We start from the raw sequence: 22089 nt of genomic DNA, 5'->3' as shown, positions 1-22089 counted from the left end.
CTCCCCGCGCCGCGCGGTCCGGGGGATGCGTTTGGAAATCTTCTTCCTCTTCCTGATGGTCGGGATCCTGGCCCAAGCTGTCGACGGCGCCCTGGGCATGGCCTATGGCGTCATTTCGTCCTCGGTGCTCCTGGCCTTCGGAGTGCCGCCGGCCATGGCCTCGGCCAGCGTCCACGCCGCCGAGGTCTTCACCACCGCCGCCTCGGCCACCAGCCATGCGGCGCACCGCAACGTGGACTGGCGGCTGTTCCGCCCCCTGGCCGTGGCCGGAATCATCGGCGGGGTCCTGGGCGCCTATGTGCTGGCGGGGATCAAGGGCGACGTCATCAAGCCCTTCGTGGTCGCCTATCTGGCCCTGATCGGAGTCTGGATCCTGTGGCGCGCCGCCCGCGGCGTCCAGCCGCGCCGGCTGGCCTCGTGGACGACCTGGCCCATGGGTCTGGTCGGCGGCTTCCTGGACGCCATCGGCGGAGGCGGTTGGGGGCCGACCGTCTCCTCGGCCATGGTCGGAGCGGGGGGCGAGCCGCGCCGCGCCATCGGCACGGTCAATACGGCGGAATTCCTCGTCACCGTGGCCATCTCGGCCACCTTCGTCTGGAGCCTGGTCACCGGCCACTGGCAAGAGGCGGGGGCGCTGCGGAACCATGGCGCGGCCGTGGCCGGCCTGGTGGTCGGCGGCCTGATCGCCGCCCCCTTCGCGGGCTGGATCGTCAAGCGGGTCCCGCGCACGGTCCTGTCCTACGCCGTGGGCGCCCTGCTGCTGATCCTGGCCGTCTTCCAGGGCCTGCAGCTGGCCGGGGTGGCCTGACCCGTCAGGCGTCCGGTCGGGTGTCGGCGAAACTGGGCCGGGCCTCCAGCGCCGCCTGAAGGGCGACCAGGCGCGGCCGTCCCGCCCGCCACTCGAACTCCGGATGGCGGAAGTCGGTCCAGGTCAGGACGCATCCGGCCGTGATCACCCCGATGTCCAGCCGGTCGGCCGACAGGTCGGCGGCCTCCAGGGCGTCCAGGCTTCGGCCCAGCCGGTCGCGCCAACGGGCCATCCAGTCGGGCGACCGTTCATTCTCGGGCCGGCGTTTCTCCAGCACCCATTTGACGCCCATCTCCAGCGCCCCCTGGCCCAGGGTCTCGATCCGCCGCACCGCCAGCCGCTCCGGACCGTTCATGGGGATCAGGCGCGGCCCGCCGCCCAGCCCGTCCAGATATTCGCAGATCAGGGGGCTGTCGGTGATCGGCAGGCCGTCCTCGGCGACCAGGGCCGGCACCTGGTCTATGGGCGCCACGGCCGCCAGTTCGGGCGCATCGCCATACAGATCGACCACCTCCTCCTGGATCCGATCCGCCAGCCCCTTCTCGCGGGCGACGATCCGGCATTTGCGGGCATAGGGGGACGGGGTGGTGATGTAGAGTTTCATGGATACTGCTGCGTGGCGTGAAGGAGGCGGACGATGCGTACGGCGTCGATGTCTATGCGATAGACCCGGATGTAGTTGGGCGTCACAATCATCTCGCGCGTCCCCGGTGCGCGGCCCGCTCGATACATCTGGGCTCGAAGCCCCAAACCGTCGGCCGATTCGAACATTCGGTCCGTAAGGCGATCCGCAGCCGCCGGATTATCCCGAGAAATGTAGTCAGCGACGCCGTCCACGTCTTCGAGTGCTTTCGCACTCCAGACCACCGGAAGCATCAGGCGATCTTCTTGCGATTGCGCGCGATGGTCGCCTTGACCCTTCTGACGACCTCATCATGCGGGATCGGCGGCCGGGGGTCATCCAGCGATTCCTGCACCTTGGCGCGGAACCAGACGTCATAGGCCTCGGCCTCCTCGGTCGTGGCGAACTCGCTGATGATAGGATCCAGTTTGGCCATGGCGGAATAATGCGCCCGGTCGATCGGGGCTGCAACTATTCGGCCGCGGCGGCCTGATCGGCGCGCGCGGCCTCCAGCTCGGCGGCCTTGGCCTCCACCTGGGCCACGATCTCGTCGATCATGCCCTCATTGGCCTGTTTGTGGGCGATCTTGCCGTTCAGATAGATCATCCCCGCCCCCTTGCCGCCGCCGGTGAAGCCGACATCGGTATAGAGGGCCTCGCCCGGCCCATTGACCACGCAGCCGATGATCGACAGCGACATGGGGGTGGTCACATGGGCCAGCCGTTCCTCCAGCACCCCCACCGTCTCGATGACATTGAACCCCTGACGCGCGCACGACGGGCAGGCGATGATGTTCACCCCCCGGTGCCGCAGACCCAGGGATTTCAGCATGTCGAAGCCGACCTTGATCTCCTCCACCGGATCGGCCGCCAGGCTGACGCGGATGGTGTCGCCGATCCCGGCCCACAGCAGGTTGCCCATGGCGATGGCCGACTTGATCGTGCCGGTCCGCAGGGGGCCCGCCTCGGTCACCCCGACATGCAGGGGGCAGTCGATGGCCTCGGCCAGCTGGTGATAGGCGGCGACGGTCAGGAAGGGGTCTGACGCCTTCACCGAAATCTTGAATTCGTGGAAGTCGTGGTCCTGAAGAATCCGCGCATGGTTCAGCGCGCTTTCGACCATGGCGTCGGGGCAGGGCTCGCCGTATTTCTCCAGCAGCTCCTTCTCCAGTGACCCGGCGTTGACGCCGATCCGCATGGAACAGCCGTGGTCCTTGGCCGCCTGGACCACCTCGCGCACCCGCTCGCTGGAGCCGATATTGCCCGGATTGATCCTCAGGCAGGCGGCGCCCGCCTGGGCCGCCTCGATGCCGCGCCGGTAGTGGAAATGGATGTCGGCCACCAGGGGAACCTTCGACGCCCGCACGATGGCGCCCAGGGCCGCGGTCGAGTCCTCATCGGGGCAGGAGACGCGCACGATGTCGGCGCCGGCCTCCTCCAGTTGTCGGATCTGGTCGATGGTCGCCGCCGCGTCGGACGTCGGGGTGTTGGTCATCGACTGGACGGTGATCGGCGCGCCGCCGCCGACCGGAACCGCGCCGACCATGATCTGGCGGCTGGGCCGGCGCTCGATATGGCGCCAGGGGCGGACGTGGCCGAGGGCGGAAGGGTCGCTCATCTCGCGCGTCATATAGGCCATGGCCGGGCCGGCGGCCATGGGGTGCGGCGATCTCAGCCGGCGGGCGGCAGGGCCGTATAGGGAACCGGCCCGGTCGAGGGCGCCGGACGCGGCGGCGCGGCGGGCGCGGTGGCCGCCTGGGCCGAGGGGGCGATGGCGGCCATGGCGCCCCGGGCGGCCGCGGCGCGGGCGGCCTCGGCGTCGGCGGCCATCTGGCGGGCCACCGATCCCGCGCGAGCGTTCAGCTGCTGCAGCGGCGTCAGAACCCCCTGGAGGGCCCCGCCGTGCTCGCCGTTCAGATAGATGTCGAAGGCGTTGGGTTCGGAGGCGTCGATGACGGCCGACACCCCGATCGGCGCGCGCCAGGCTTCGCCGGCGGCCAGCTGGCGGGCGAACAGCACCCGTCCGTCGGCCATCCGCACCACCAGGCTGGCGGCCTTGCGGGCCTGCAGCACCACCTGGGAGGCGGTGGCCGATGCGCCATAGACGGCGCCGCGCGGGTTGAAGGCCTTCTGCACCGGCCCGACGTGGGCCGCGGCGGCGGCCTGGGTCTCGGCCGTGTCGGTCCCGGCCAGCTGATCCTCCAGCCCCGGCGTCACATAGAGGGCGGGAATGGTCTGGTCCGGGGGCGCCGCCAGGGGAACCGACAGGGCCACCGTCTGGCCCGGCACGGCCCCCAGGGTCCAGCTTTCGGGCGTGGAGGTGAGGGCCGACGGGGCCGGGGCGCGGGCCAGGCTGACCCGCTGGAAGACGTTCCAGCCCACCACCGCCACGGCGACCAGGGCCAGGGCGCCGATGACGCGAGGCGAATAGCGGCGCACCTCCTGGAAGGCCACGCCCACGGGCGGCTGCAGCGGGACGGAGGGGTCCGGGCATTCACGCTTGAACCGCTCGACCGCCAGCTGCTCGTCCAGGCCCAGGGCGCCGGCGTAGGCCCTCACATAGCCGACCGAAAAGACCCGCGACGGCAGGGACGACCAGTCGTTCTGCTCCAGGGCGGTCAGATAGCGGCTGTGAACCCGGGTGGCCGTCGACAGCTGGCTCAGGGAGCGGCCCGAGGCCTCGCGCGCCTGGCGCAGCCCGTCGCCCAGAGTCGCGGCGTCGGCGATGGAGGGCGCGGGATCCTTCCAGTCGGGATGGTTCCGAAACTCTTCGGGGACGTTCCCCGTATCCAGCGCCATGACGCCCGACCCCACACTCGGCGCGGGGATGGCGAAGCCCATCCGCGCCGTACTCGACCACGGCCCGTCCGATAGCACGCCATCGTGACGGATCGGGTCTCCCCCCGGAGACCCCGGAAAACCCTGCTGTGGATAACTCATTTCAGCCGCCCGATCAACGCCGTGTTAACCGCGTCCCAGGACGGGACGGATCAGGTGACGACGTTCAACTTGCGGGCCAGACTCTCCAGCTCGTTGCGGATCGACCCGGAAGAGGAGCCCAGCAGGGTCTGCATGCCCTTGCGCGCCGCCGTCAGGTCGGTGGACAGGATCATCCGCTTGACCGGCCCCACCCCGCCGGCGGGCGCCGACAGCCGGGTGAATCCAAGGGCGATCAGGGCGAAGGCCTCCAGCGGACGGCCCGCCAGTTCGCCGCACACCGACACCGGGGTTCCCGTCTCGGCGCAGGCGGCCTGGATGGCCTGCAGGGCCCGCAGGGTCGGCGGCGACAGGGGGTCGTAGCGGTCCGACACCAGCGGATTGGTCCGGTCGGCCGCATACATGTATTGGAACAGGTCGTTCGACCCCACCGAGACGAAATCGGTCAGGGGCAGAAGGGCGTCCAGGTGCCACAGCAGGCTGGGGCATTCGATCATCGCCCCGACCCGCAGCAGGTCGGGCAGGGGCCGGCCGCGACGACGCGCCCATTCGCACTCGACATCCACCAGTTCGCGCGCGGCGCGGAACTCGTCCACCGTGGCGATCATCGGGAACATGACCCGCAGCTCGCGTCCGGCGGCGGCGGCCAGCAGCGCCCGCAACTGCAGTCTCAGCAGGCTGGGCCGGTCCAGGCCCAGACGGATGGCGCGTCGGCCCAGGGCGGGGTTCTCCTCCCGCTCGGTCGCCTCCAGATAGGGCAGGACCTTGTCGCCGCCGATGTCCAGGGTGCGGAAGGTGACCGGCCGGCCGCCCGCCGCGTCCAGGACCAGCTTGTAAAGGGCCGTCTGGCTGTCCAGGCGGGGAAGTTCCTCGGACACCATGAACTGGAACTCGGTGCGGAACAGGCCGATGCCCTCGGCGCCCGTCAGGTCCAGGTTCTCCAGGTCCACCGCCAGGCCGGCGTTGGTCAAGAGGTTGATGCGCGTGCCGTCCTGGGTCACCGCCGGGGTGTCGCGCAGGGCCGCGAACTCGGCCTGGCGCTGGTCGCGCACGGCCATGCGGGACCGGACCGCCGCGATCATGTCGGGCCGGGGCCGCAGATAGGTCTCGCCCGTCTCGCCGTCGACGATGACCAGATCGCCCTCCGACAGCCGGTCGCGCACCCCCTGCAGGCGCCCGACGCAGGGAATCTGCAGCGCCCGGGCCACGATGGCGGCGTGGCTGGCGGACGAGCCTTCCTCCAGCAGCAGGCCCCGGATGCGGTGACGCGGATATTCCAGCAGGTCCGCCGGTCCCAGGTTGCGCGCCACCAGAATGGCGTCGTCCGGCAGGTCGCGGTCGCCCGGCTTGTCACCCGCCAGGATGCGCAGCAGCCGGTTGGCCAGATCCTCGAAATCGTGCAGCCGTTCGCGGATATAGGGGTCGCGCGCCTGGGCGAAGCGGGCGCGGTGTTCGTTGCGCACCCGGTCCACCGCCGCCTCGGCCGTCAGGCCGCCGCGCACGGCCTCTTCCAGCGACCGGTTCCAGCCCCGGTCGTCGGCGAACATGCGATAGGTTTCCAGCACCTCATAGGACTGACCCGCCAGCTTGCCCTGGCCGCCGTCCAGCATGGCGTCGATCCCGTCCTTCAGCTGGATCAGCGCCTCGCGCAGGCGGATCTCCTCGACCTGCTGGTTGTCGGCCAGCAGCCGCTCGGGCGGCAGGGGCGCCTCGTGCAGCACCACATGGCCGATGGCCAGGCCTTCGGCGAACCTCTGGCCCTTCAGCCGCTCGGGCCGGTGCGGCGCCACCTCGATGTCGCGCAGTTCGTCCTGGGCCAGCAGTTCGCCCGAGGCGACCGTTTCGGCCAGGACCATGGCGATGGTCTGGATGTCCTCGACCTCGTCTTCGTCATAGCGACGCTCGGCGCGGTTCTGGACCACCAGCACCCCGATGGCCCGGCCGCCGCGCAGCAGGGGCGCGCCCAGGAAGGCGTGATAGGGGTCCTCGCCCGTCTCGGGCCGATACGAGAAGCTGGGGTGGGACGGGGCGTCCGACAGGCTGATCGGCTGGGCCAGGCGCGCCACCTCTCCGACCAGACCCTCGCCGGGACGCAGCCGCGTGGTGTGCACCGCCTGGGGGTTCAGGCCTTCGGTGGCGAACAGCTCCAGCTCGCCGGAGGCGCGCCGCAGATAGATGGAACAGACCTCGGCCACCATCGACTGGGCGATGATGCGGACGACCAGATCCAGACGCTCCTGCGCGGGGCCCGCGCCGGCCATGGCCTCGCGGATCTGGCGCAGGAGGTTCCTCGGCCCCCTCGTCGTCAATCCGCCGATCGGCAATGGCTCCTCCGTGTCTGCGACGCCAACATGGGCGCCGAAGCTCCGCCTTTCTAGACCGTATCCAGCCCGTAGGCCGAATGTAGGGCGCGAACGGCCAGTTCCGCATAGGCGGCGTCGATCAGGACGCTGATCTTGATCTCGCTGGTCGAGATGGCCTGGAATTTGATCCCCTTGTCGGCCAGGGCGCGGAACATGGTCTGGGCCACGCCCGCGTGGCTGCGCATGCCGACGCCGACGACCGAGACCTTGGCCACGTCCTCGTCGACGCGCAATTCCTCGAAGCCCAGCTGGTCCTGGGCTCCGCGCATCAGTTCGGCGGCGCGGGCGGCGTCCCTGCGGCCGGTGGTGAAGGTCAGGTTGACCGCCCCCTCGCTGCGGGCCTGGCCCTGGACGATCATGTCCACGTTCACATTCGCCTCGGCCAGGCGGGTGAAGACGTCGGCCGGCGCCTCGGTTCGGTCCGACAGGCCCAGCAGAGTGATCCGGGCCTCGTCGCGGCTCATGGTCACGCCGGACACGATGCGTTGCTCCACGATCTCCTCCTCGTCGCAGATCAGGGTGCCGGCGTGCGTCGGCAGGTTTCCATTCTCGTCGGGTTCGATGAAGCTGGACAGCACCCGCACCGGCACCCGTCTGGCCATGGCCAGTTCGACCGAGCGGGTCTGCAGCACCTTGGCCCCCAGGGAGGCCATCTCCAGCATTTCCTCATACGACACCCGCTCCAGCCGCCGGGCGCGCGCCTCGATCCGCGGGTCGGTCGTATAGACCCCGTCCACGTCGGTGTAGATGTCGCACGGACACTCCAGCGCCGCCGCCACCGCCACGGCCGAGGTATCCGATCCGCCCCGGCCCAGGGTGGTGATGCGGCCGCCCCGGGTCACGCCCTGGAAGCCGGGCACCACCGCCACCTCGCCCCCATCCAGGGCGGGGCCCAGACGCTCGCCGGACACATCCTCGATCCGGGCGCGGCCGTGGGCGTCGTCCGTGGTGATGGGGATCTGCCAGCCCATCCAGCTGCGGGCGTTCAGCCCCATGTTGCGAAGGGTCAGGGCCAGCAGCCCCGCCGTCACCTGCTCGCCCGAGGCGACCACGGCGTCATATTCGTCGTCGCACAGGGCCACCCCCTGGCCGGGCTTGCCCGCCCCGTCGGTCCAGGCCACCAGTTCGTTGGTCTTGCCCGCCATGGCCGAGACCACCACCGCGACCCGGCGCCCGGCCCCGACCTCGGCCGCCACGATGCGGGCGGCGCGGCGGATGCGCTCCAGGTCGGCCATGGAGGTGCCGCCGAACTTCATCACCAGTCGTGTCATCAGGCCGCGAACGACTCCCTGTCTCGGAGCGGTCTAACGAGCGCGTCGCCGCATGACAACGCAAGGCTTGACATCAATGATGGATGGAGTATCTATCAGTTATGAACAGTTACTCAAAACCTCAGACGATTTCAGATCGGATTCGCGCGCTTGCGGCCGAGGGACGGTCGCGCTCTGAGATCGCGCGACTGGTGGATCGAAGCTATCAGCAGGTGCGTCAGGTGTTGGTCGCCGACGAGGCCAAAAGGCGTCGCAACAGGACGGAGCCGAACGCAAGCGCGGCGTCGCCTTCCACCGACACCCGGACGATGGAGGCGATCGATGTCTCGGACCTGGGGGACAACAAGTCCGCCAAGATGCGGCGTTATGCTCAGCACGGCTTTAGCCGCAGTGAAATCGCCCGGCACATGGGTGTTCGCTACCAATTCGTGCATAATGTGCTCACGGCGCCTGGGCTGGGAGCGGAGTCGGCATACCGATCCGACGCTCGCCAGGGCGTGGAAGAACCGACGGCCGGTTTTCATGACGATTCTGGCTTGCCCATGCGCCTGACGGTGGACGCTCAGGGACGCATTCAATTGCCGCCGGGATGGTCACGGCCCGGGGCTGTTTTCATCGCCAGGAAATTCCTGAACGATGTGGTCCTCATCGATGTCAGCGCCGCATCTGAAGCCGCCCGTCTTGTCAGCATGCGGTCGGCGACTGACGCCCTGATCGCCGAACGTCGCTGGGAGGCCATGCGTGAATTCGATGACTAGCCATGTCATCGATGCTTCCGCAGGTTTGGCCTATCTGCTCGATGAACCCGGGTGCGAACGGGTTAGAGACCATTTGCCTTCGGGGAGGATGAGCGCCGTCAATCTCGCAGAAGTCGTCACCACTCTGGTCAGAATGGGGGCGGATCCGATGCGGGCGCATTATCTGGGCTGCGAGATCGTTCCCTATGATGCAGAACAGGCCGATCTGGCAGGACGGTTGTGGTTGCGGACTTCACGCTTCGGACTGTCTCTGGCGGATCGCGCCTGTCTGGCTCTCGCAATCAAGACAGGCGGGCCGGTTCTGACCGGGGACCGCGTTTGGGCGGCGCTGGATGTGGGCGTCGATGTCATATTGATCCGCTGAGCCTAGGCGGGAAGGAATGAGTGAATGGTTCAGGTCGCCCATGGTCCCTCGATCGACCCGGCCGATGTCGCCCGCTTCTCGGCCCAGGCGGAGCAATGGTGGGATGCGCGCGGGCCGTTCGCGCCGCTGCACAAATTCAATCCGGCGCGGCTGGGGCTGATCCGGCGGCTGGCGCTGGACCGGTTCGGCCGCGATCCCCAGGCGATCCGCCCGTTCGAGGGGCTGAACCTGCTGGACGTCGGCTGCGGCGGCGGCCTGGCGGCCGAGCCGATGCGGCGCATGGGCTTCGACGTCACCGCCCTGGACGCCTCGGCCGAGAATATCGGCACGGCCCGCGCCCATGCCGAGATGGTCGGTCTGGATATCGCCTATCGCAACGCCACGGTCGAACAGGTTGCGGCCGAGGGGGCGGGACCCTTCGACGTGGTCCTGACGCTGGAGGTGGTCGAACATGTGGTCGATCCGGCCGCCTTCCTGAAGACGGCGGCGGGCCTGGTGAAGCCGGGCGGGCTGATGATGGTGGCGACCCTGAACCGCACCCTGAAATCCCTGGCCCTGGGCAAGGTGGCGGCGGAATACATCCTACGCTGGGTGCCCGCCGGCACCCACGACTGGCGCCAGTTCCTGAAACCCGCCGAGATCGCGGCCATGCTGGAAGGAACCGGCCTGGCGGTCCAGGGCCCCTTCGGCCTGGCCTATGACGTCCTGAACGACCGCTGGGACGAAGGGGCGGACGCCGACGTCAACTTCATGATGACGGCCACGCGCGACCTCTGAACCGGAATAACGACCGTCACTGACGGATGTTCGCAATACGGTGATCTTTTCCTAAAAAGCAAAGATTGCGGAAATGTAATCTCCCTTTCCGCTTTGTAACGGGACGAAACGCGCACAAACGGCCTAAGAGGCGGCATCACCCATTCAGTGGAGCGCCTTCCCATGAAACGCCTGCTCGTCCTGGCCGCCGCCGCGGCCGCCCTGTCCACCGCCGCCTGCGTCACCGTGGTCAACCCCGGCGAGGAAACCGAATTCGGCTGGACCGGCAAGAACGCCCAGCCGTTCGACGCCTCGCGCGAGGCCTGCCGCCTGGAGGGCGCCAGCGACCGTACGGGCGCCACCTACCGCACCTGCATGGCCGGCAAGGGCTGGACCCCGGCCGTCCGCTGATCGGATCCCGAGCGTCCGGGCCTGCCCGGGCGCTCGCCTCCGGCCCCGCGCCGGAGGCACCGCATCGGGGCGCGCGCGAAGCGATTCCCTCCGAGCGGATCAGGCTCTAGAAGCCCTGCATGGACACGCTTGCCGAACGCTGGGCCCGGCTGGAGCCGCACATGACCCTGGTGGGGCCGGACGACGACCGGCCGCGCCCCACCGTCATCCTGTTCCACGGCTGCGGGGGTCTGAGGGACCATCTGCCCCTCTACGCCCAGGCGGCGCGCGCGGCCGGGTGGCGGGCCTGTATCGTCGATTCCTACACCCCCCGCGACATCAGCCACATGGCCGCCCTGGCCTTCGTCTGCACCGGCATGATCCTGCGCGGCGGGGAAAGGTCGGGCGACGTCCTGGCCGCCATCCACGGCCTGTCGCAACGGCCCGAGGTGGATGGATCGCGCCTAGCCCTGGCGGGCTGGAGCCACGGCGGCTGGTCGATCATGGAGGCCATGAGCCTGGACCCCGACCCCTTCGGAGCGGCGGGGCTTAGGGACGCCGAGGCCTGCGACCTGTCCGGCGTCCGGGCGGTCTGGCTGGCCTACGCCTATGTCGGTTTCGCCGCCTTCAACCGGATGCGGCCGTGGCGGCATTGTCCCCGGGTCCTGGCCGTGACCGCCCGGCGCGACCACCTGACCACCGTGCGCAACGCCGAACAGGTCAACGCCATGATCCGCGACTGCGGCGCCGAGGTCGAAACCTGGATCGCCGAGGGCACCCACAGTTTCGACGAGCCGATGAACGCCCCGCCCATGCGTTATGACGCGGCCCTGGCCGAAGAGGCCCGCCGCCGGTTCGTCGCCCTGCTCGAAGACGTGGCCTGATCCGAAGGTTAGGCCTCGGGATAGCGTCCCCCTGGCCCTCTCCCGCTGGGAGAGGGCTTGAGCGCCCAAGAGCCCGCCAGGGCGATTGGCCTTGCGCGAAAGGGTGAGGGCCGAGTGTCGGAATTCAGATGATCGAACGGCTCAAAAGCCGCCCCTCACCCTTTCGCCTTGCCGATCGCTGCGCTCCCGGAGGCTCAAGCCCTCTCCCATAGGGAGAGGGCGGCCGGCGCGCAAAGGTCGATAGGCCCTAGGTGATATCGACATTCAGGATTCTCAGACGCTGAGATGTCTGATTCATAGGGCTCCGTTCGATGGACGGAGCCCTTTTGATGTCAGCCAAGCGCTACGAGTTGAGCCAGGTTCAGTGGGAGCGGATCGCGGACCTGCTGCCGGGCAAGGCGGGCGATCCTGGGCGGACTGCCGCCGACAACCGGCTGTTCGTCAACGGGGTGCTGTGGGTGCTGCGCTCGGGGGCGCACTGGTGCGATCTGCCCGAGCGCTATGGACGCTGGAAGACGCTGCACAAGCGCTTCAGCCGATGGTCGAAGGCCGGGGTGTGGGATCGGGTGTTCGCCGACCTGATCAAGGACCGTGACAATCAGTACCTGATGATCGACAGCACCTTGGTCCGAGCCCACCAGCAGGCGGCGACCGGAAAAGGGGGGCCTCGGATCAGGCTCTGGGGCGCTCCCGAGGCGGACTGACCACCAAGATCCACATGGCCGCCGACACCCTCGGCCGGCCGATCCGGTTCATCCTAACCGCCGGCCAAAGCGGCGACGCCCTGGCCGCGCCAGCCCTGCTGGAAGGCTTTCGCCCCCGCGCCGTGCTGGCCGACAAGGCCTACGATTCCAACGCCCTGCGCCAACTCATCGCCGACGCCGGCGCGCAAGCCGTCATCCCCTCCAACCGCACTCGCAAGGTGCTGATCGCCCACGACATTGAAGCCTATCGCGCTCGTAACCGCATCGAGCGTTGCTTCTCAAAGCTCAAGCACTTCCGACGCTTCGCCACCCGCTACGATCGCAGAGCCATTCACTTCCTAGGCTTCGTTCACCTCGCCGCCGCCATGATCTGGATGCGATGAATGTCGATTCCACCTAGTCCAGAGTGCGCTTGATCTCTTCGACCGTGAAGCACTCGATGTAGTCGCCTTCCTTGATGTCCTGGAAGCCCTGGAACTGCATGCCGCATTCCTGGCCCGAGGGCACCTCGTTGACCTCGTCCTTGAAGCGTTTGAGCGTGTTCAGCACGCCCAGTTCCAGCACCACCACATCCTCGCGGATGATGCGGACGCGGGCGCCCTTGCGGACCACGCCTTCGGTGACGCGGCAGCCGGCGATCTTGCCGATCTTGGAGATGTCGAACACCTGCAGCACCTGGGCGTTGCCCAGGAAGGTCTCGCGCTGCAGCGGCGCCAGCATGCCCGACAGCACGCCCTTCATGTCGTCCAGCAGGTCGTAGATGATCGAATAGTAGCGGATCTCCACGCCTTCCTTCTCGGCCAGGTCGCGCGCCTGTTTCGACGCCCGGACGTTGAAGCCCAGGATCGGCGCCCCGGCCGACTTGGCCAGGTTGACGTCGCTTTCGGTGATGCCGCCGGCGCCGGAATAGACGACCCGGGCGCGCACCTCGTCGTTGCCCATCTTCTCCAGCGAGCCCTGGATGGCCTCGCCCGAGCCCTGGACGTCCGACTTGATCAGGACCGGCAGTTCCGAGACCTTCTTGGAACCCAGCTTGGCCATCATGTCGACCAGCGACACCGAGCCGCCGGACACCTGGGTCTTCTCGCGCTTCACCCGGTCGCGGTATTCGGTCAGTTCGCGGGCGCGGGACTCGTTCTCGACCACGGCGAAGACGTCGCCCGGAGAGGGCGCCGCGTCCAGGCCCAGGATCTCGACCGGCACCGAGGGGCCGGCTTCCTGAAGCTGTTCGTTGCGCTCGTTCAGCAGGGCGCGGACCTTGCCCCAGGCCGAGCCGGCCACGACGATGTCGCCGCGCTTCAGCGCGCCGCGCTTGACCAGGACGGTGGCGACGGCGCCGCGGCCCTTGTCCAGCTGGGCCTCGATCACCACCCCCTCGGCCGAACGGTCGGGGTTGGCGCGCAGGTCCATGACCTCGGCCTGCAGCAGGATGGCGTCGATCAGACCCTTCAGATTGGTTCGTTCCTTGGCCGACACCTCGATGATCTGGGTGTCGCCGCCCAGGCTCTCGGCGATGACCTCGTACTGCAGCAGTTCGTTGACGACCTTCTGCGGATTGGCGTCCGGCTTGTCGACCTTGTTGACCGCCACGATGATCGGGGCGCCCGCCGCCTTGGCGTGCTGGATGGCCTCGACCGTCTGGGGCATGACGCCGTCGTCGGCGGCCACCACCAGCACCACGATGTCGGTCACCGTGGCGCCGCGCGCCCGCATGGCGCTGAAGGCGGCGTGGCCCGGCGTGTCCAGGAAGGTCACGCGCTGGCCGTCCTCCAGCCGCACCTGATAGGCGCCGATATGCTGGGTGATGCCGCCGGCCTCGCCCGCCGCCACATCGGTGGTCCGCAGGGCGTCCAGCAGGCTGGTCTTGCCGTGGTCGACGTGGCCCATGACGGCCACGACCGGGGCGCGGATCTCCGAGGCCTCGGCGTCGTCCGCCTCGCCCAGGAAGCCGGTCTCGATGTCGGATTCCGACACCCGCTTGACGCTCATCCCGTATTCGTCGGCCACCAGTTCGGCGGTGTCGGAATCGATCACGTCGTTGATCTTCATCATCAGGCCCTGACGCATCAGGAATTTGATGATGTCGACGCCGCGCACGGCCATCCGGTTGGCCAGTTCGCCCACGGTGATGGTGTCGGGGATGACGACCTCGCGCGGGCGGTTGGGCGCGTCGGTCGAGCCGCCCTTGCGCTTTTCGCGTTCGCGTTCGCGGGCCCGGCGCACCGAGGCCAGGGAGCGCATCCGTTCGGCCGCGTCCTCGTCGCCGCCGGCCAGGGCCTGGATGGTCAGGCGGCCTTCGCGGCGCTTGGGCTCGCCGCGGGTGCGGCTGACGGCCTTGCCGGGACCGGCGTCGGAAAAGCGCTTGTCGCGTTCGTCCTCGCGGCCCGATCCGGCCGGGCGGCCGAAGCCGGCGCGCACGGGGCGGGCCACCGCGGCCTCGGCCGGGGGCTGGTTCGGACCGGGCCGGGCGCCGGGGCCGGTGCGCGGGCCGCCGGGGCCGCGCGCGCCGGGGGCCGGGCGCGGGTCCAGGGCGGAATAGCGGACAGGCTGGGCCGGGCGGCCGCCGGGGGCGGCGGCCTGGGGCCGGTCGGAATAGTTGCGCTCGCCGCCGCCCATGGCGGCTTCGCGGGCCGAGCGGCCGCCGAAGGCCGGGCGTTCGATGGGCGCGCGTTTCGGATTGCCGGGCTTGGGCGCGCGCTGGCCGAAATTGACCGGGGCGCGGGCCGGGGCGGCCGGACGGGCCGGGGCCTCGGCGCTGGGCGTCTCGGCTTCGGCGGGGGCCGTCGGCGCGGCCGGGGCGGCCGTCTTGGCCGCGGCTTGGCCGGAGCTGGCGCGGCGCGGCGGCGGCCAGTTTATGGCCTCGGCGCGGGCGGCTTCGGCGGCGGCCTTGGCGGCGGCGGCCTCGGCCTTGGCGGCGCTGGCGGCCTCGGCGGCGCTGGCGGCCTGTTCGCGGGCGGCGGCGTCGCGGCGCGCCTGTTCGGCGGCCTGGGCCTGGGCGCGCTCGGCCTGCTGGCGGGTGGCCAGTTCGATGGCCTTGCGGCGGGCTTCCTGTTCCTCGCTGGACAGGCCGCCGGTCGAGGCGGCGGGCGCGGCCGGACGCGGCGCGGCGGGGGCCGGGGCCTCGGCGCGCGGACGCGCGACATCGAAGCCGGTCGGACGCTGGACCGGGCTGGGCGCGCCGACGCGCCGCTTGGTCTCGACCACCACGGTCTTGGAGCGGCCGTGGCTGAAGCTCTGCTTGACGGTGCCGGCCGAAACCGCCCCCGCCGTGCGCGGCTTCAGGCTCAGCGGCGCGCGCGGCCCCGTCGCGGACGGCGCCGCGGGAGGGGTCGTCTTGCCGTCGTTGGTCTTGTCGTTCTCGTCAGTCATCCGGTCGCTTCAAAAACGGGCGGGGGTCCGCCCACAGTCCTCAAACACAAAAAGCCGTGCGGCGCCCCGCCCCCGATCAGGGAGCAGAACCCCGCCCGTCCAAGTCCCTATTCGGGGCTTCTGTCGCATCCTGTCCCCAGGCGAGGGGCAGAAGCGGTCGAAATCCCGCCAGTCGTTCGACCTCGAAGGTCCAGCGATCGGCTCGCCCGCCCGCAGGCAGGACGGCGTGTATCGCATTTTCCAGCCCGAGGGCCAAACCCAAATCTTCGGCGGTGAAGGCGCCGCACACCCGCGTCGTCTGGTGACGCGCCAGGCCCAGCAGCTTGCCGCGCCCGTCGGCGGCGCCGTCCGACGCCTCGATCAGCCAGGCGGCGCGACCCGATCGGATCGCGGCGGCGGCCTTTTCGAAGCCCGAGATAAGCACGCCTTCGCGCCGGGCAAGACCCAGCTGGTCCAGACAGCGCCGGACCAGCAGCGTCTCGACCGTCTCGTCCAGGTCCGCCGCGGCCTTCAGCGGCGCCTTGGCGGCGCGCGCGAACAGGCCCTTGGACGCCGCCGTGCGGACCGAGTCGCGGTCGGCCGCCACCCACAGGCCGCGGCCCGGCAGCTTGCGCCCCAGGTCGGGAGCCACCGAACCGTCCGGCCCGGCGACGAAGCGGATCAGGCGAGATTCATCCATGACCTGGCGGCTGACCAGGTCGCGGCGCTCCCTATCGATCGCTCCTTCGCGCGGCGGCATGGACGGTCCTGGCCTCCATCACGCGTCTGAGGGTTCGAGGTCGCCCTCGTCGGCGACGTCGTCGGCATCGGCTTGCGCCTCGTCTCCGGCCTCGGCGTCCGGCGCCGCGAAGACGGCCTCGGGGTCGTATTCGCCCTCGGCGTATTCCTCTTCGTATTCCAGCTCGGGCTCGGGCTGGGGCAGTTCGGAGGCGTCGATCCAGCCGGCCGCCACCCGCGCCTGCAGGATCAGCATCTCGGCGTCTTCCTGCGACAGGTTGAAGGCTTCCAGCACCCCGGCGACCTTCACCCGTTCGCCGTTCTGCATCTCATAGCCGCCGCGCACCTCGTCGGTGGCCAGGTCGGCCAGGTCCTCGACCGTCTTGACGCCGCCTTCGCCCAGGGCGACCGCGATCGGCAGGGTCACGCCGGGCACCTCCAGCACGCCGTCCTCGACGCCCAGTTCCTTGCGCTTGGCGTCCTGCTCGGCCGCCTGCCTGTCCAGGAAGTCGCGGGCGCGGGCCTGAAGCTCCTCGGCGGTCTCCTCGTCGAAGCCCTCGATGTCCGAGATCTCGTAGCCTTCGACATAGGCCAGGTCCTCCACCGTGGCGAAGCCCTCGGTGACCAGCAGTTGGGCGATCACCTCGTCCACGTCCAGGGCTTCCTGGAACAGGGCGGTGCGTTCGGTGAACTCCTTCTGGCGGCGTTCCGAATCCTGGGCCTCGGTGATGATGTCGATCTGCCAGCCGGTCAGCTGGCTGGCCAGGCGCACGTTCTGGCCGCGACGGCCGATGGCCAGCGACAGCTGCTCGTCCGGCACCACCACTTCCACGCGGCCGGCTTCCTCGTCCAGCACCACCTTGGACACCTCGGCCGGGGCCAGGGCGTTGACGATGAAGGTGGGCTCGTCGTTGTTCCACTGGATGATGTCGATCTTCTCGCCCTGCAGCTCGGCGACCACGGCCTGGACACGGCTGCCGCGCATGCCGACGCAGGCGCCGACCGGATCGATCGAGCTGTCGTTCGACAGCACCGCCATCTTGGCGCGCGAGCCCGAGTCGCGGGCGGCGGCGCGGATCTCGATCACCCCGTCATAGACCTCCGGCACCTCCTGGGCGAACAGCTTGGCCATGAAGCCCGGATGGGCGCGGCTCAGCATCACCTGCGGACCCTTGGCCTCGGGCCGGACGTCATAGATGTAGGTGCGGATCCGGTCGCCGATGTTGAACACCTCGCGCGGGATCGACTGGTCGCGGCGCATCACGCCCTCGCCCCGGCCCAGATCGACGATGGTGTTGCCGTATTCGACGCGCTTGACCGTGCCGTTGACGATCTCGCCGACGCGGTCCTTGAACTCTTCGTACTGGTTGGCGCGTTCGGCCTCGCGGACCTTTCCGGTCACCACCTGGCGGGCCATTTGGGTCTGGACCCGGCCGAACTCGAACGGCGGCAGCTCCTCGACATATTCCTTGCCGACCTCGGCCTCGGGGTCGCGCTTCTGGGCGTCCTTCAGGCGCACCATGGCGCTGTCGTTGAACTCTTCCAGCTCGTCTTCCGGCTGCCAGTCGTCGGCGACGACGGTGACGTGCCGGGTCAGGGCCAGTTCGCCGGTCTTGTGGTCGATCTTGGCGCGGATGTCGTGATGGGCGCCATAGCGCGACTTGGCGCCCTTCTGGATCGCCTCCTCGATGGCCTCGATGACGATCTCGCGGTCGATCATCTTCTCGCGCGCGACCGCATCGGCGATCTGCAGCAGTTCCAGGCGGTTGGCGGAAATACCGGTAGCGGCCATCAGGCTTTGTCCTCGGACGTCGAAGTCGTGTTGGTGTTCAGGGGTGAAGGCCCTTCGGAAGGCAGGCCGTCATCTTCGGGTTCGCCGCGCCGGGCGCGGATCTCGGCGCCGCGCTTCAGCAGGGCGTCGGTCATGACCAGCTTGGCGTCGGCCAGCCAGTCGAACGGGATCAGGGCGGTGTCCTCCTCGCCGTCCAGGTCGATGGCGACGTTTCCGTCCTCCACCCCGGCCAGGACACCCTTGAAGCGCTTGCGGCCCTCGACCATCCGGTCGGTCTCCAGCCGCGCCTCGAAACCTTCGAACAGGTCGAAATCCACCGGCCGGGTCAGGGGCCGGTCGATGCCCGGCGACGACACCTCCAGCAGATATTCTCCGGAAATCGGATCGGCGGCGTCCAGGACCTCGCTGACCGCGCGGCTCAGACGGGCGCATTCCTCGACCGAGATGTCGTGGTCGGCGGGCCGTTCGGCCATGATCTGCAGCCGCCGGCGCAGGGTCCCGCCCATCAGGCGGATGCGCACGATGTCCAGGCCGACGGACTCCGCCACGGGGTCCAGCAGCTCCAGCAGGGCGCGGTCTTCGGCGGTCTTGGCGCGCAAGGGTCTCTCTCGGGTCCGGCCGCCACTCGGGGCGCCGGGGGCAAAACAAAAGCGGCGGGCCGTCCGGGCCGCCGCTTCAAACGGCGCCGTTAGGACGCCGGTCTAACGATGTGAGGCGCGATATAGGCCCTTCGAGACGGCTTGTCAGCCCCCTTCGTCGGCCGCACAAGCGGGGCCATGATCCGCGCCCTTCAGATCGCCGCCTTCGTCCTGCTGATCGCCCTGGCCGCCCAGGTCGCGGTTCCCATGGTTCCCGTGCCCATGACGATGCAGACCTTCGCCGTCCTGCTGGCCGGGGCCTGGCTGGGTCCGGCCTGGGGGACCCTGGTCGTCCTGGCCTATCTGGCGGCCGGCGCCCTGGGCCTGCCGGTCTTCTCGGACGGGAGCGGCGGCGCCCAGGCCCTGTGGGGTCCGACGGCCGGGTATCTGTGGAGTTTCCCGATCGCGGCGGGCCTGGCCGGATGGGCCGCACGGAAGGATTGGCTGACGCGGCCTTGGCTGGGCGTCGGGTGGCTTTCGGTCCTGCACCTGCTGATCCTGGCCCTTGGCGCGGCCTGGCTGGCGCGGTTCGTGGGGCCTGGGGCGGCGGTGCGCGACGGGGCCGCCCCCTTCCTGATCGGGGCGGTGGTCAAGTCGGCCCTGGTCGTGGCCGTCCTGATGGCGCGCGAACGGTTCAGGCGACCCGCCTGAACTCCAGGAAGATGGGCGCCACGTCGCCCAGCTTCTTTTCCTCATAGCGGGTGACCACATGGTCGGCGGGCGCGGCATGCCAGTCCTCGACATCACCGATCCGCTCCAGTCCCGGCGTGCGGGCGAACCGCTCCAGCGCCCAGTCGGCGTAGTCGGCCCAGTCGGTGGCGAACCGCAGGGCCCCGCCGGGCTTCAGCACCCGGACCAGTTCGCCGGCGAATTCGTCCTGCACCAGCCGGCGTTTGTTGTGCCGCGCCTTGTGCCAGGGATCGGGAAACAGGATCAGCACCCGGTCCAGGCTGGCGTCCGGCAGGGCGTCCACCACCGCCCGGGCGTCGTCGGCGTGGACGCGGACGTTCTTCAGTCCCCGCTCGTCGATATGCCGCAACAGCGAGCCGACCCCGTTCAGGAAGGGTTCGCAGCCGATGATGACCGCCTGGGGATTGCGCTCGGCCTGGGCCGCCAAATGCTCGCCCCCGCCGAACCCGATCTCCAGCCAGGCCTCGGTCGCCTGGGGCATGAGGGCGCGCGGATCGACCGGCCCGGCCCTGGGGTCCGGCACGGCCACGGACGGCAGCAGGGTGTCGAACAGGGCCGCCTGCCGCGGCTTGATCGGCCGCGACTTGATGCGTCCGAAGGTCCGCAGGGGGCGATGGTCGGCAGGATCGGAAGACATCGGCCGTCCCTTAGCCCGTCTCCCGCTCCCCGAGAAGCCAGCCGCGCGATCCTCCCCCCCTCAGGGGGAACCGCGAAGCGATGGAGAGGGCCCCACGCGCCCTCTCTCCCTCCGTCATCCTCCGGCGACCCCGGCGAAAGCCGGGGGAGGCCGGGGGACCCCCTACCTCTCCGACGTCCCCCTTTCCCTCTCCCGCTGGGAGAGGGCTTGAGGCCCGCAGAGCGCAGCGATGCGACTTGGCCGACCCGAAGGGCGGCGCGAAGCGTCAAAGGGTCAGGGTCGGCTGGCGGCGGATCGCATACACCCGACCCTCACCCTCCCGCCGCCAGGCGGCGGGTCCCTCCCTCTCCCATCGGGAGAGGGGTCAGGAACGCCAACTGTGCGCGCCAGGGAACCCAACTTCCTGATCCCGCCTACTAATCCCCACCGCCAGCCCCATCCCACACGCCTGGGCTGGGAACGGCCCTATACTCCCCAGGTCCCGTCGCATGGGGAGGCCGCGAGGCCAGCGACTTCGCGGCGGCGGGAGCGGAGGAAGCGGGGCTGCGTGTTCACACACACAGGCCTGCGGTCGTCGGATCGGACAGTCATTGGCGACGGGTCCGGCGATCGAGGGAGGGTCGAGGGGGTTACTCTGGCCGTTCCGGGAGGGGTTCGTTGGACCTCCCCGCCCGCCGCGGGCCACCGGGAGTAGCCGAAAAGATCGGCGCCCGCCCCGAGCTCGTGGAAACCCTCCGCGCGGAGCGTCAGACCTCTCGCCGAACACGGCATCGAATGCCCAATCCAGCCGGGCGAAGGCCCGACGCTCCGCCGCCTTCCCGAACTTCGCAAGCATCCAGGCTGGCGAAGACGCCGCCAATTCCGCCCTCAAGCCGCGAGCGACCGCGTCGCGAGCCTAGGGCGGTCGACAACGGATGGGGGCCGGAGGCTGACGGAACGAGCCTGGAGGTTCAGAAATCGAAGGTCCGCCGCAACATACGCCTGCGGAGGGGCTCGGAGCGTGCTATTGCACACAGCTCCCCCTTGACCGCATGAAATATCGGTGGGTCGGCCCAGCCCGCAACGGACCGGTTTGCCCAATAAGTCTGTATGTGATGAGCAGATTTTCCATAGCCCCCATGATGGACTGGACCGACCGGCATTGCCGGGCGTTCCATCGCGCCCTGACCGGGCGGGCGCTGCTCTACACCGAAATGGTCACCGCGCCGGCGGTGATCCATGGCGACCGCGAGCGGCTGCTGGGCTTCGACGGGATCGAACATCCGGTGGCGCTGCAGCTGGGCGGGTCCGAACCGGATCAGCTTGCCCAGGCGGCGCGGATCGGCGCCGAGCGCGGCTATGACGAGATCAATCTGAACGTCGGCTGCCCGTCCGACCGGGTGCAGTCGGGCCGGTTCGGCGCCTGCCTGATGAAAGAACCGGGGCTGGTGGCCGACTGCATGGCCGCGATCCGCGAGGCGGTCGACGTGCCGGCCACGGTCAAATGCCGCATCGGCGTCGACGACCAGGATCCGGAACAGAGCCTGTTCGCCACGGTGGACGCCTGCGCCGCCGCCGGGGTGACCACCTTCATCATCCATGCCCGCAAGGCCTGGCTGAAGGGGCTGTCGCCCAAGGAGAACAGGGACGTCCCGCCCTTGGACTACGCCCTGGTGCGCCGACTGAAGCGCGAGCGGCCGCACCTGACCGTCTGCATCAACGGCGGGATCGCCGATCTGGACCAGGCCGAGGCCCATCTGGCCGACGCCGGCGACGGGGTGCGGCTGGACGGCGTCATGCTGGGCCGCGCCGCCTATCACGAACCGGCCCTGCTGGGTCAGGTCGACCGGCGGCTGTTCGGCGAGGCCGGGCCGGACATCGATCCGTGGACGGCCCTGGACCGCTATCGTCCCTATATGGCCGCGCGGCTGGAGGCCGGGACCGCCCTGCCGGCGATGACGCGGCACATGCTGGGTCTGATGCACGGCCGGCCCGGCGCCCGCGCCTTCCGCCGCATCCTGACGGTCGAGGCGATCCGGCCCGGCGCCGGGCTGGAGGTGGTGGACCGCGCCGTCGAGGCCGTGCGCGAGGCCGAGGCGCGGCGCCAGGCGGCCTGAAGCCGGTTGCCCGCGCTTGGACCGGCGGATAAGCCGATGGCCATGGCCTCCCCCGGCGCCCTTTACGAACGCAGCGTGCGCGCGGCCCATCGGGCCTACAAGCTGACGCTGTCGCCACTGATCGGCCAGTCGTGCCGGTTCATGCCGACCTGTTCCGACTATGCCGCCGAGGCCCTGATCCGGCACGGGCCGGTGCGGGGGGGATGGCTTGCGGCGCGTCGGGTCTGTAAATGCCACCCCTGGGGCGGATCGGGATACGATCCGGTCCCGCCGCCTCCGGCTGAAGACTGAATC

Annotated in this window: 22 protein-coding genes; 10 read left to right on the top strand and 12 right to left on the bottom strand. The window is 69.7% G+C overall.

Annotated features, from left to right (window positions below):
• Window positions 1–25 precede the first annotated feature (25 nt).
• Window positions 26–808: a sulfite exporter TauE/SafE family protein gene (locus KF910_RS04820; protein WP_292259184.1), complete on the top strand. Its 783-nt coding sequence runs from the start codon at window positions 26–28 to the stop codon at window positions 806–808.
• Window positions 809–812: 4 nt separating this feature from the next.
• On the opposite strand, the gene KF910_RS04815 is transcribed toward KF910_RS04820, so the two are convergent.
• The 7 genes from KF910_RS04815 to KF910_RS04785 form a co-directional block, all read right to left on the bottom strand.
• Window positions 813–1412, bottom strand: a complete 600-nt coding sequence (locus KF910_RS04815; protein WP_292259182.1) for a glutathione S-transferase N-terminal domain-containing protein — start codon at window positions 1410–1412, stop codon at window positions 813–815.
• Entirely contained in the window at window positions 1409–1684 is a 276-nt protein-coding gene (locus KF910_RS04810; protein ID WP_292259180.1) for a type II toxin-antitoxin system RelE/ParE family toxin, read from the bottom strand. Before KF910_RS04810 ends, KF910_RS04815 begins: the two co-directional genes overlap by 4 nt.
• On the bottom strand, window positions 1684–1866 hold the full coding sequence (locus KF910_RS04805; RefSeq protein WP_292259179.1) for a hypothetical protein: 183 nt from the start codon (window positions 1864–1866) through the stop codon (window positions 1684–1686). Before KF910_RS04805 ends, KF910_RS04810 begins: the two co-directional genes overlap by 1 nt.
• A gap of 35 nt (window positions 1867–1901) precedes the next feature.
• Window positions 1902–3047: a flavodoxin-dependent (E)-4-hydroxy-3-methylbut-2-enyl-diphosphate synthase gene (gene ispG / locus KF910_RS04800; RefSeq protein ID WP_292259461.1), complete on the bottom strand. Its 1146-nt coding sequence runs from the start codon at window positions 3045–3047 to the stop codon at window positions 1902–1904.
• Window positions 3048–3100: 53 nt separating this feature from the next.
• Window positions 3101–4270, bottom strand: coding sequence for a helix-turn-helix domain-containing protein (locus KF910_RS04795; protein ID WP_292259178.1), 1170 nt, complete (start codon window positions 4268–4270; stop codon window positions 3101–3103).
• Between the two features lie 149 nt (window positions 4271–4419).
• Complete coding sequence (gene ptsP, locus KF910_RS04790) at window positions 4420–6627, bottom strand: phosphoenolpyruvate--protein phosphotransferase (RefSeq protein WP_292259176.1); 2208 nt, start codon at window positions 6625–6627, stop codon at window positions 4420–4422.
• 113 nt (window positions 6628–6740) lie between these two features.
• Window positions 6741–8000 (bottom strand): aspartate kinase, encoded by a 1260-nt coding sequence (locus tag KF910_RS04785; protein ID WP_292259175.1) that lies wholly within the window; start codon window positions 7998–8000, stop codon window positions 6741–6743.
• 101 nt (window positions 8001–8101) lie between these two features.
• On the opposite strand from KF910_RS04785, the gene KF910_RS04780 reads away from it, so the two are divergent.
• The 6 genes from KF910_RS04780 to KF910_RS04755 all read left to right on the top strand — a co-directional run bounded on the left by KF910_RS04780 (window position 8102) and on the right by KF910_RS04755 (window position 12239).
• The gene (locus KF910_RS04780; RefSeq protein WP_292259173.1) at window positions 8102–8758 is read left to right on the top strand and encodes a hypothetical protein; all 657 of its coding nucleotides are present in this window, start codon (window positions 8102–8104) and stop codon (window positions 8756–8758) included.
• Window positions 8751–9122: a type II toxin-antitoxin system VapC family toxin gene (locus tag KF910_RS04775; protein ID WP_292259459.1), complete on the top strand. Its 372-nt coding sequence runs from the start codon at window positions 8751–8753 to the stop codon at window positions 9120–9122. The genes KF910_RS04780 and KF910_RS04775 overlap by 8 nt, the downstream gene beginning before the upstream one ends.
• A gap of 24 nt (window positions 9123–9146) precedes the next feature.
• Window positions 9147–9899 carry a bifunctional 2-polyprenyl-6-hydroxyphenol methylase/3-demethylubiquinol 3-O-methyltransferase UbiG gene (gene ubiG, locus KF910_RS04770; protein ID WP_292259171.1) on the top strand — a complete coding sequence of 251 codons (753 nt, stop codon included), beginning with the start codon at window positions 9147–9149 and terminating at the stop codon, window positions 9897–9899.
• 162 nt (window positions 9900–10061) lie between these two features.
• Entirely contained in the window at window positions 10062–10289 is a 228-nt protein-coding gene (locus KF910_RS04765; protein ID WP_292259170.1) for a hypothetical protein, read from the top strand.
• A gap of 119 nt (window positions 10290–10408) precedes the next feature.
• Window positions 10409–11152: a dienelactone hydrolase family protein gene (locus tag KF910_RS04760; protein WP_292259168.1), complete on the top strand. Its 744-nt coding sequence runs from the start codon at window positions 10409–10411 to the stop codon at window positions 11150–11152.
• Window positions 11153–11481: 329 nt separating this feature from the next.
• Window positions 11482–12239, top strand: a protein-coding gene (locus KF910_RS04755; RefSeq protein ID WP_292258833.1) for an IS5 family transposase whose coding sequence is annotated in 2 segments (ribosomal slippage) — window positions 11482–11824 and window positions 11824–12239 — 759 coding nt in all. Because the reading frame shifts where the segments join, the coding sequence is not laid out codon by codon here.
• Between the two features lie 13 nt (window positions 12240–12252).
• On the opposite strand, the gene infB is transcribed toward KF910_RS04755, so the two are convergent.
• The 4 genes from infB to rimP all read right to left on the bottom strand — a co-directional run bounded on the left by infB (window position 12253) and on the right by rimP (window position 18333).
• Window positions 12253–15225 (bottom strand): translation initiation factor IF-2, encoded by a 2973-nt coding sequence (gene infB, locus KF910_RS04750; protein WP_292259166.1) that lies wholly within the window; start codon window positions 15223–15225, stop codon window positions 12253–12255.
• 76 nt (window positions 15226–15301) lie between these two features.
• The gene (locus KF910_RS04745) at window positions 15302–15964 is read right to left on the bottom strand and encodes an RNA-binding protein (protein WP_292259165.1); all 663 of its coding nucleotides are present in this window, start codon (window positions 15962–15964) and stop codon (window positions 15302–15304) included.
• An 18-nt stretch (window positions 15965–15982) separates the two neighbouring features.
• A complete protein-coding gene (gene nusA, locus KF910_RS04740; protein ID WP_292259164.1) occupies window positions 15983–17734 on the bottom strand; it encodes a transcription termination factor NusA in 1752 nt (583 codons plus the stop codon).
• A complete protein-coding gene (rimP, locus tag KF910_RS04735; RefSeq protein ID WP_292259162.1) occupies window positions 17734–18333 on the bottom strand; it encodes a ribosome maturation factor RimP in 600 nt (199 codons plus the stop codon). The genes nusA and rimP overlap by 1 nt, the downstream gene beginning before the upstream one ends.
• Before the next feature lie 177 nt (window positions 18334–18510).
• On the opposite strand from rimP, the gene KF910_RS04730 reads away from it, so the two are divergent.
• Complete coding sequence (locus KF910_RS04730) at window positions 18511–19023, top strand: biotin transporter BioY (RefSeq protein WP_292259161.1); 513 nt, start codon at window positions 18511–18513, stop codon at window positions 19021–19023.
• On the opposite strand, the gene trmB is transcribed toward KF910_RS04730, so the two are convergent.
• Window positions 19007–19699: a tRNA (guanosine(46)-N7)-methyltransferase TrmB gene (gene trmB / locus KF910_RS04725; protein WP_292259160.1), complete on the bottom strand. Its 693-nt coding sequence runs from the start codon at window positions 19697–19699 to the stop codon at window positions 19007–19009. The genes KF910_RS04730 and trmB overlap by 17 nt on opposite strands.
• A gap of 1094 nt (window positions 19700–20793) precedes the next feature.
• On the opposite strand from trmB, the gene dusA reads away from it, so the two are divergent.
• On the top strand, window positions 20794–21795 hold the full coding sequence (dusA, locus tag KF910_RS04720) for a tRNA dihydrouridine(20/20a) synthase DusA (protein ID WP_292259159.1): 1002 nt from the start codon (window positions 20794–20796) through the stop codon (window positions 21793–21795).
• Window positions 21796–21837: 42 nt separating this feature from the next.
• Window positions 21838–22086, top strand: a complete 249-nt coding sequence (gene yidD / locus KF910_RS04715; RefSeq protein WP_292259457.1) for a membrane protein insertion efficiency factor YidD — start codon at window positions 21838–21840, stop codon at window positions 22084–22086.
• Window positions 22087–22089: the final 3 nt, after the last annotated feature.

Source organism: Brevundimonas sp. (assembly GCF_019636155.1).
Classification (GTDB): domain Bacteria; phylum Pseudomonadota; class Alphaproteobacteria; order Caulobacterales; family Caulobacteraceae; genus Brevundimonas.
Note: the sequence above shows the minus strand (reverse complement) of the source record. Positions and strands in the feature narration are given on the sequence as shown.

Coding starts and splice junctions, on each gene's coding strand:
- KF910_RS04805 (WP_292259179.1), bottom strand. CDS start 1,866: ATGGCCAAACTGGATCCTATCATCAGCGAGTTCGCCACGACCGAGGAG.
- dusA (WP_292259159.1), top strand. CDS start 20,794: ATGAGCAGATTTTCCATAGCCCCCATGATGGACTGGACCGACCGGCAT.
- KF910_RS04760 (WP_292259168.1), top strand. CDS start 10,409: ATGGACACGCTTGCCGAACGCTGGGCCCGGCTGGAGCCGCACATGACC.
- KF910_RS04810 (WP_292259180.1), bottom strand. CDS start 1,684: ATGCTTCCGGTGGTCTGGAGTGCGAAAGCACTCGAAGACGTGGACGGC.
- KF910_RS04775 (WP_292259459.1), top strand. CDS start 8,751: ATGACTAGCCATGTCATCGATGCTTCCGCAGGTTTGGCCTATCTGCTC.
- infB (WP_292259166.1), bottom strand. CDS start 15,225: ATGACTGACGAGAACGACAAGACCAACGACGGCAAGACGACCCCTCCC.
- KF910_RS04795 (WP_292259178.1), bottom strand. CDS start 4,270: ATGGGCTTCGCCATCCCCGCGCCGAGTGTGGGGTCGGGCGTCATGGCG.
- nusA (WP_292259164.1), bottom strand. CDS start 17,734: ATGGCCGCTACCGGTATTTCCGCCAACCGCCTGGAACTGCTGCAGATC.
- yidD (WP_292259457.1), top strand. CDS start 21,838: ATGGCCTCCCCCGGCGCCCTTTACGAACGCAGCGTGCGCGCGGCCCAT.
- KF910_RS04820 (WP_292259184.1), top strand. CDS start 26: ATGCGTTTGGAAATCTTCTTCCTCTTCCTGATGGTCGGGATCCTGGCC.
- KF910_RS04815 (WP_292259182.1), bottom strand. CDS start 1,412: ATGAAACTCTACATCACCACCCCGTCCCCCTATGCCCGCAAATGCCGG.
- ispG (WP_292259461.1), bottom strand. CDS start 3,047: ATGAGCGACCCTTCCGCCCTCGGCCACGTCCGCCCCTGGCGCCATATC.
- ptsP (WP_292259176.1), bottom strand. CDS start 6,627: ATGGCCGGCGCGGGCCCCGCGCAGGAGCGTCTGGATCTGGTCGTCCGC.
- KF910_RS04785 (WP_292259175.1), bottom strand. CDS start 8,000: ATGACACGACTGGTGATGAAGTTCGGCGGCACCTCCATGGCCGACCTG.
- KF910_RS04780 (WP_292259173.1), top strand. CDS start 8,102: ATGAACAGTTACTCAAAACCTCAGACGATTTCAGATCGGATTCGCGCG.
- KF910_RS04765 (WP_292259170.1), top strand. CDS start 10,062: ATGAAACGCCTGCTCGTCCTGGCCGCCGCCGCGGCCGCCCTGTCCACC.
- KF910_RS04745 (WP_292259165.1), bottom strand. CDS start 15,964: ATGCCGCCGCGCGAAGGAGCGATCGATAGGGAGCGCCGCGACCTGGTC.
- ubiG (WP_292259171.1), top strand. CDS start 9,147: ATGGTTCAGGTCGCCCATGGTCCCTCGATCGACCCGGCCGATGTCGCC.
- KF910_RS04730 (WP_292259161.1), top strand. CDS start 18,511: ATGATCCGCGCCCTTCAGATCGCCGCCTTCGTCCTGCTGATCGCCCTG.
- trmB (WP_292259160.1), bottom strand. CDS start 19,699: ATGTCTTCCGATCCTGCCGACCATCGCCCCCTGCGGACCTTCGGACGC.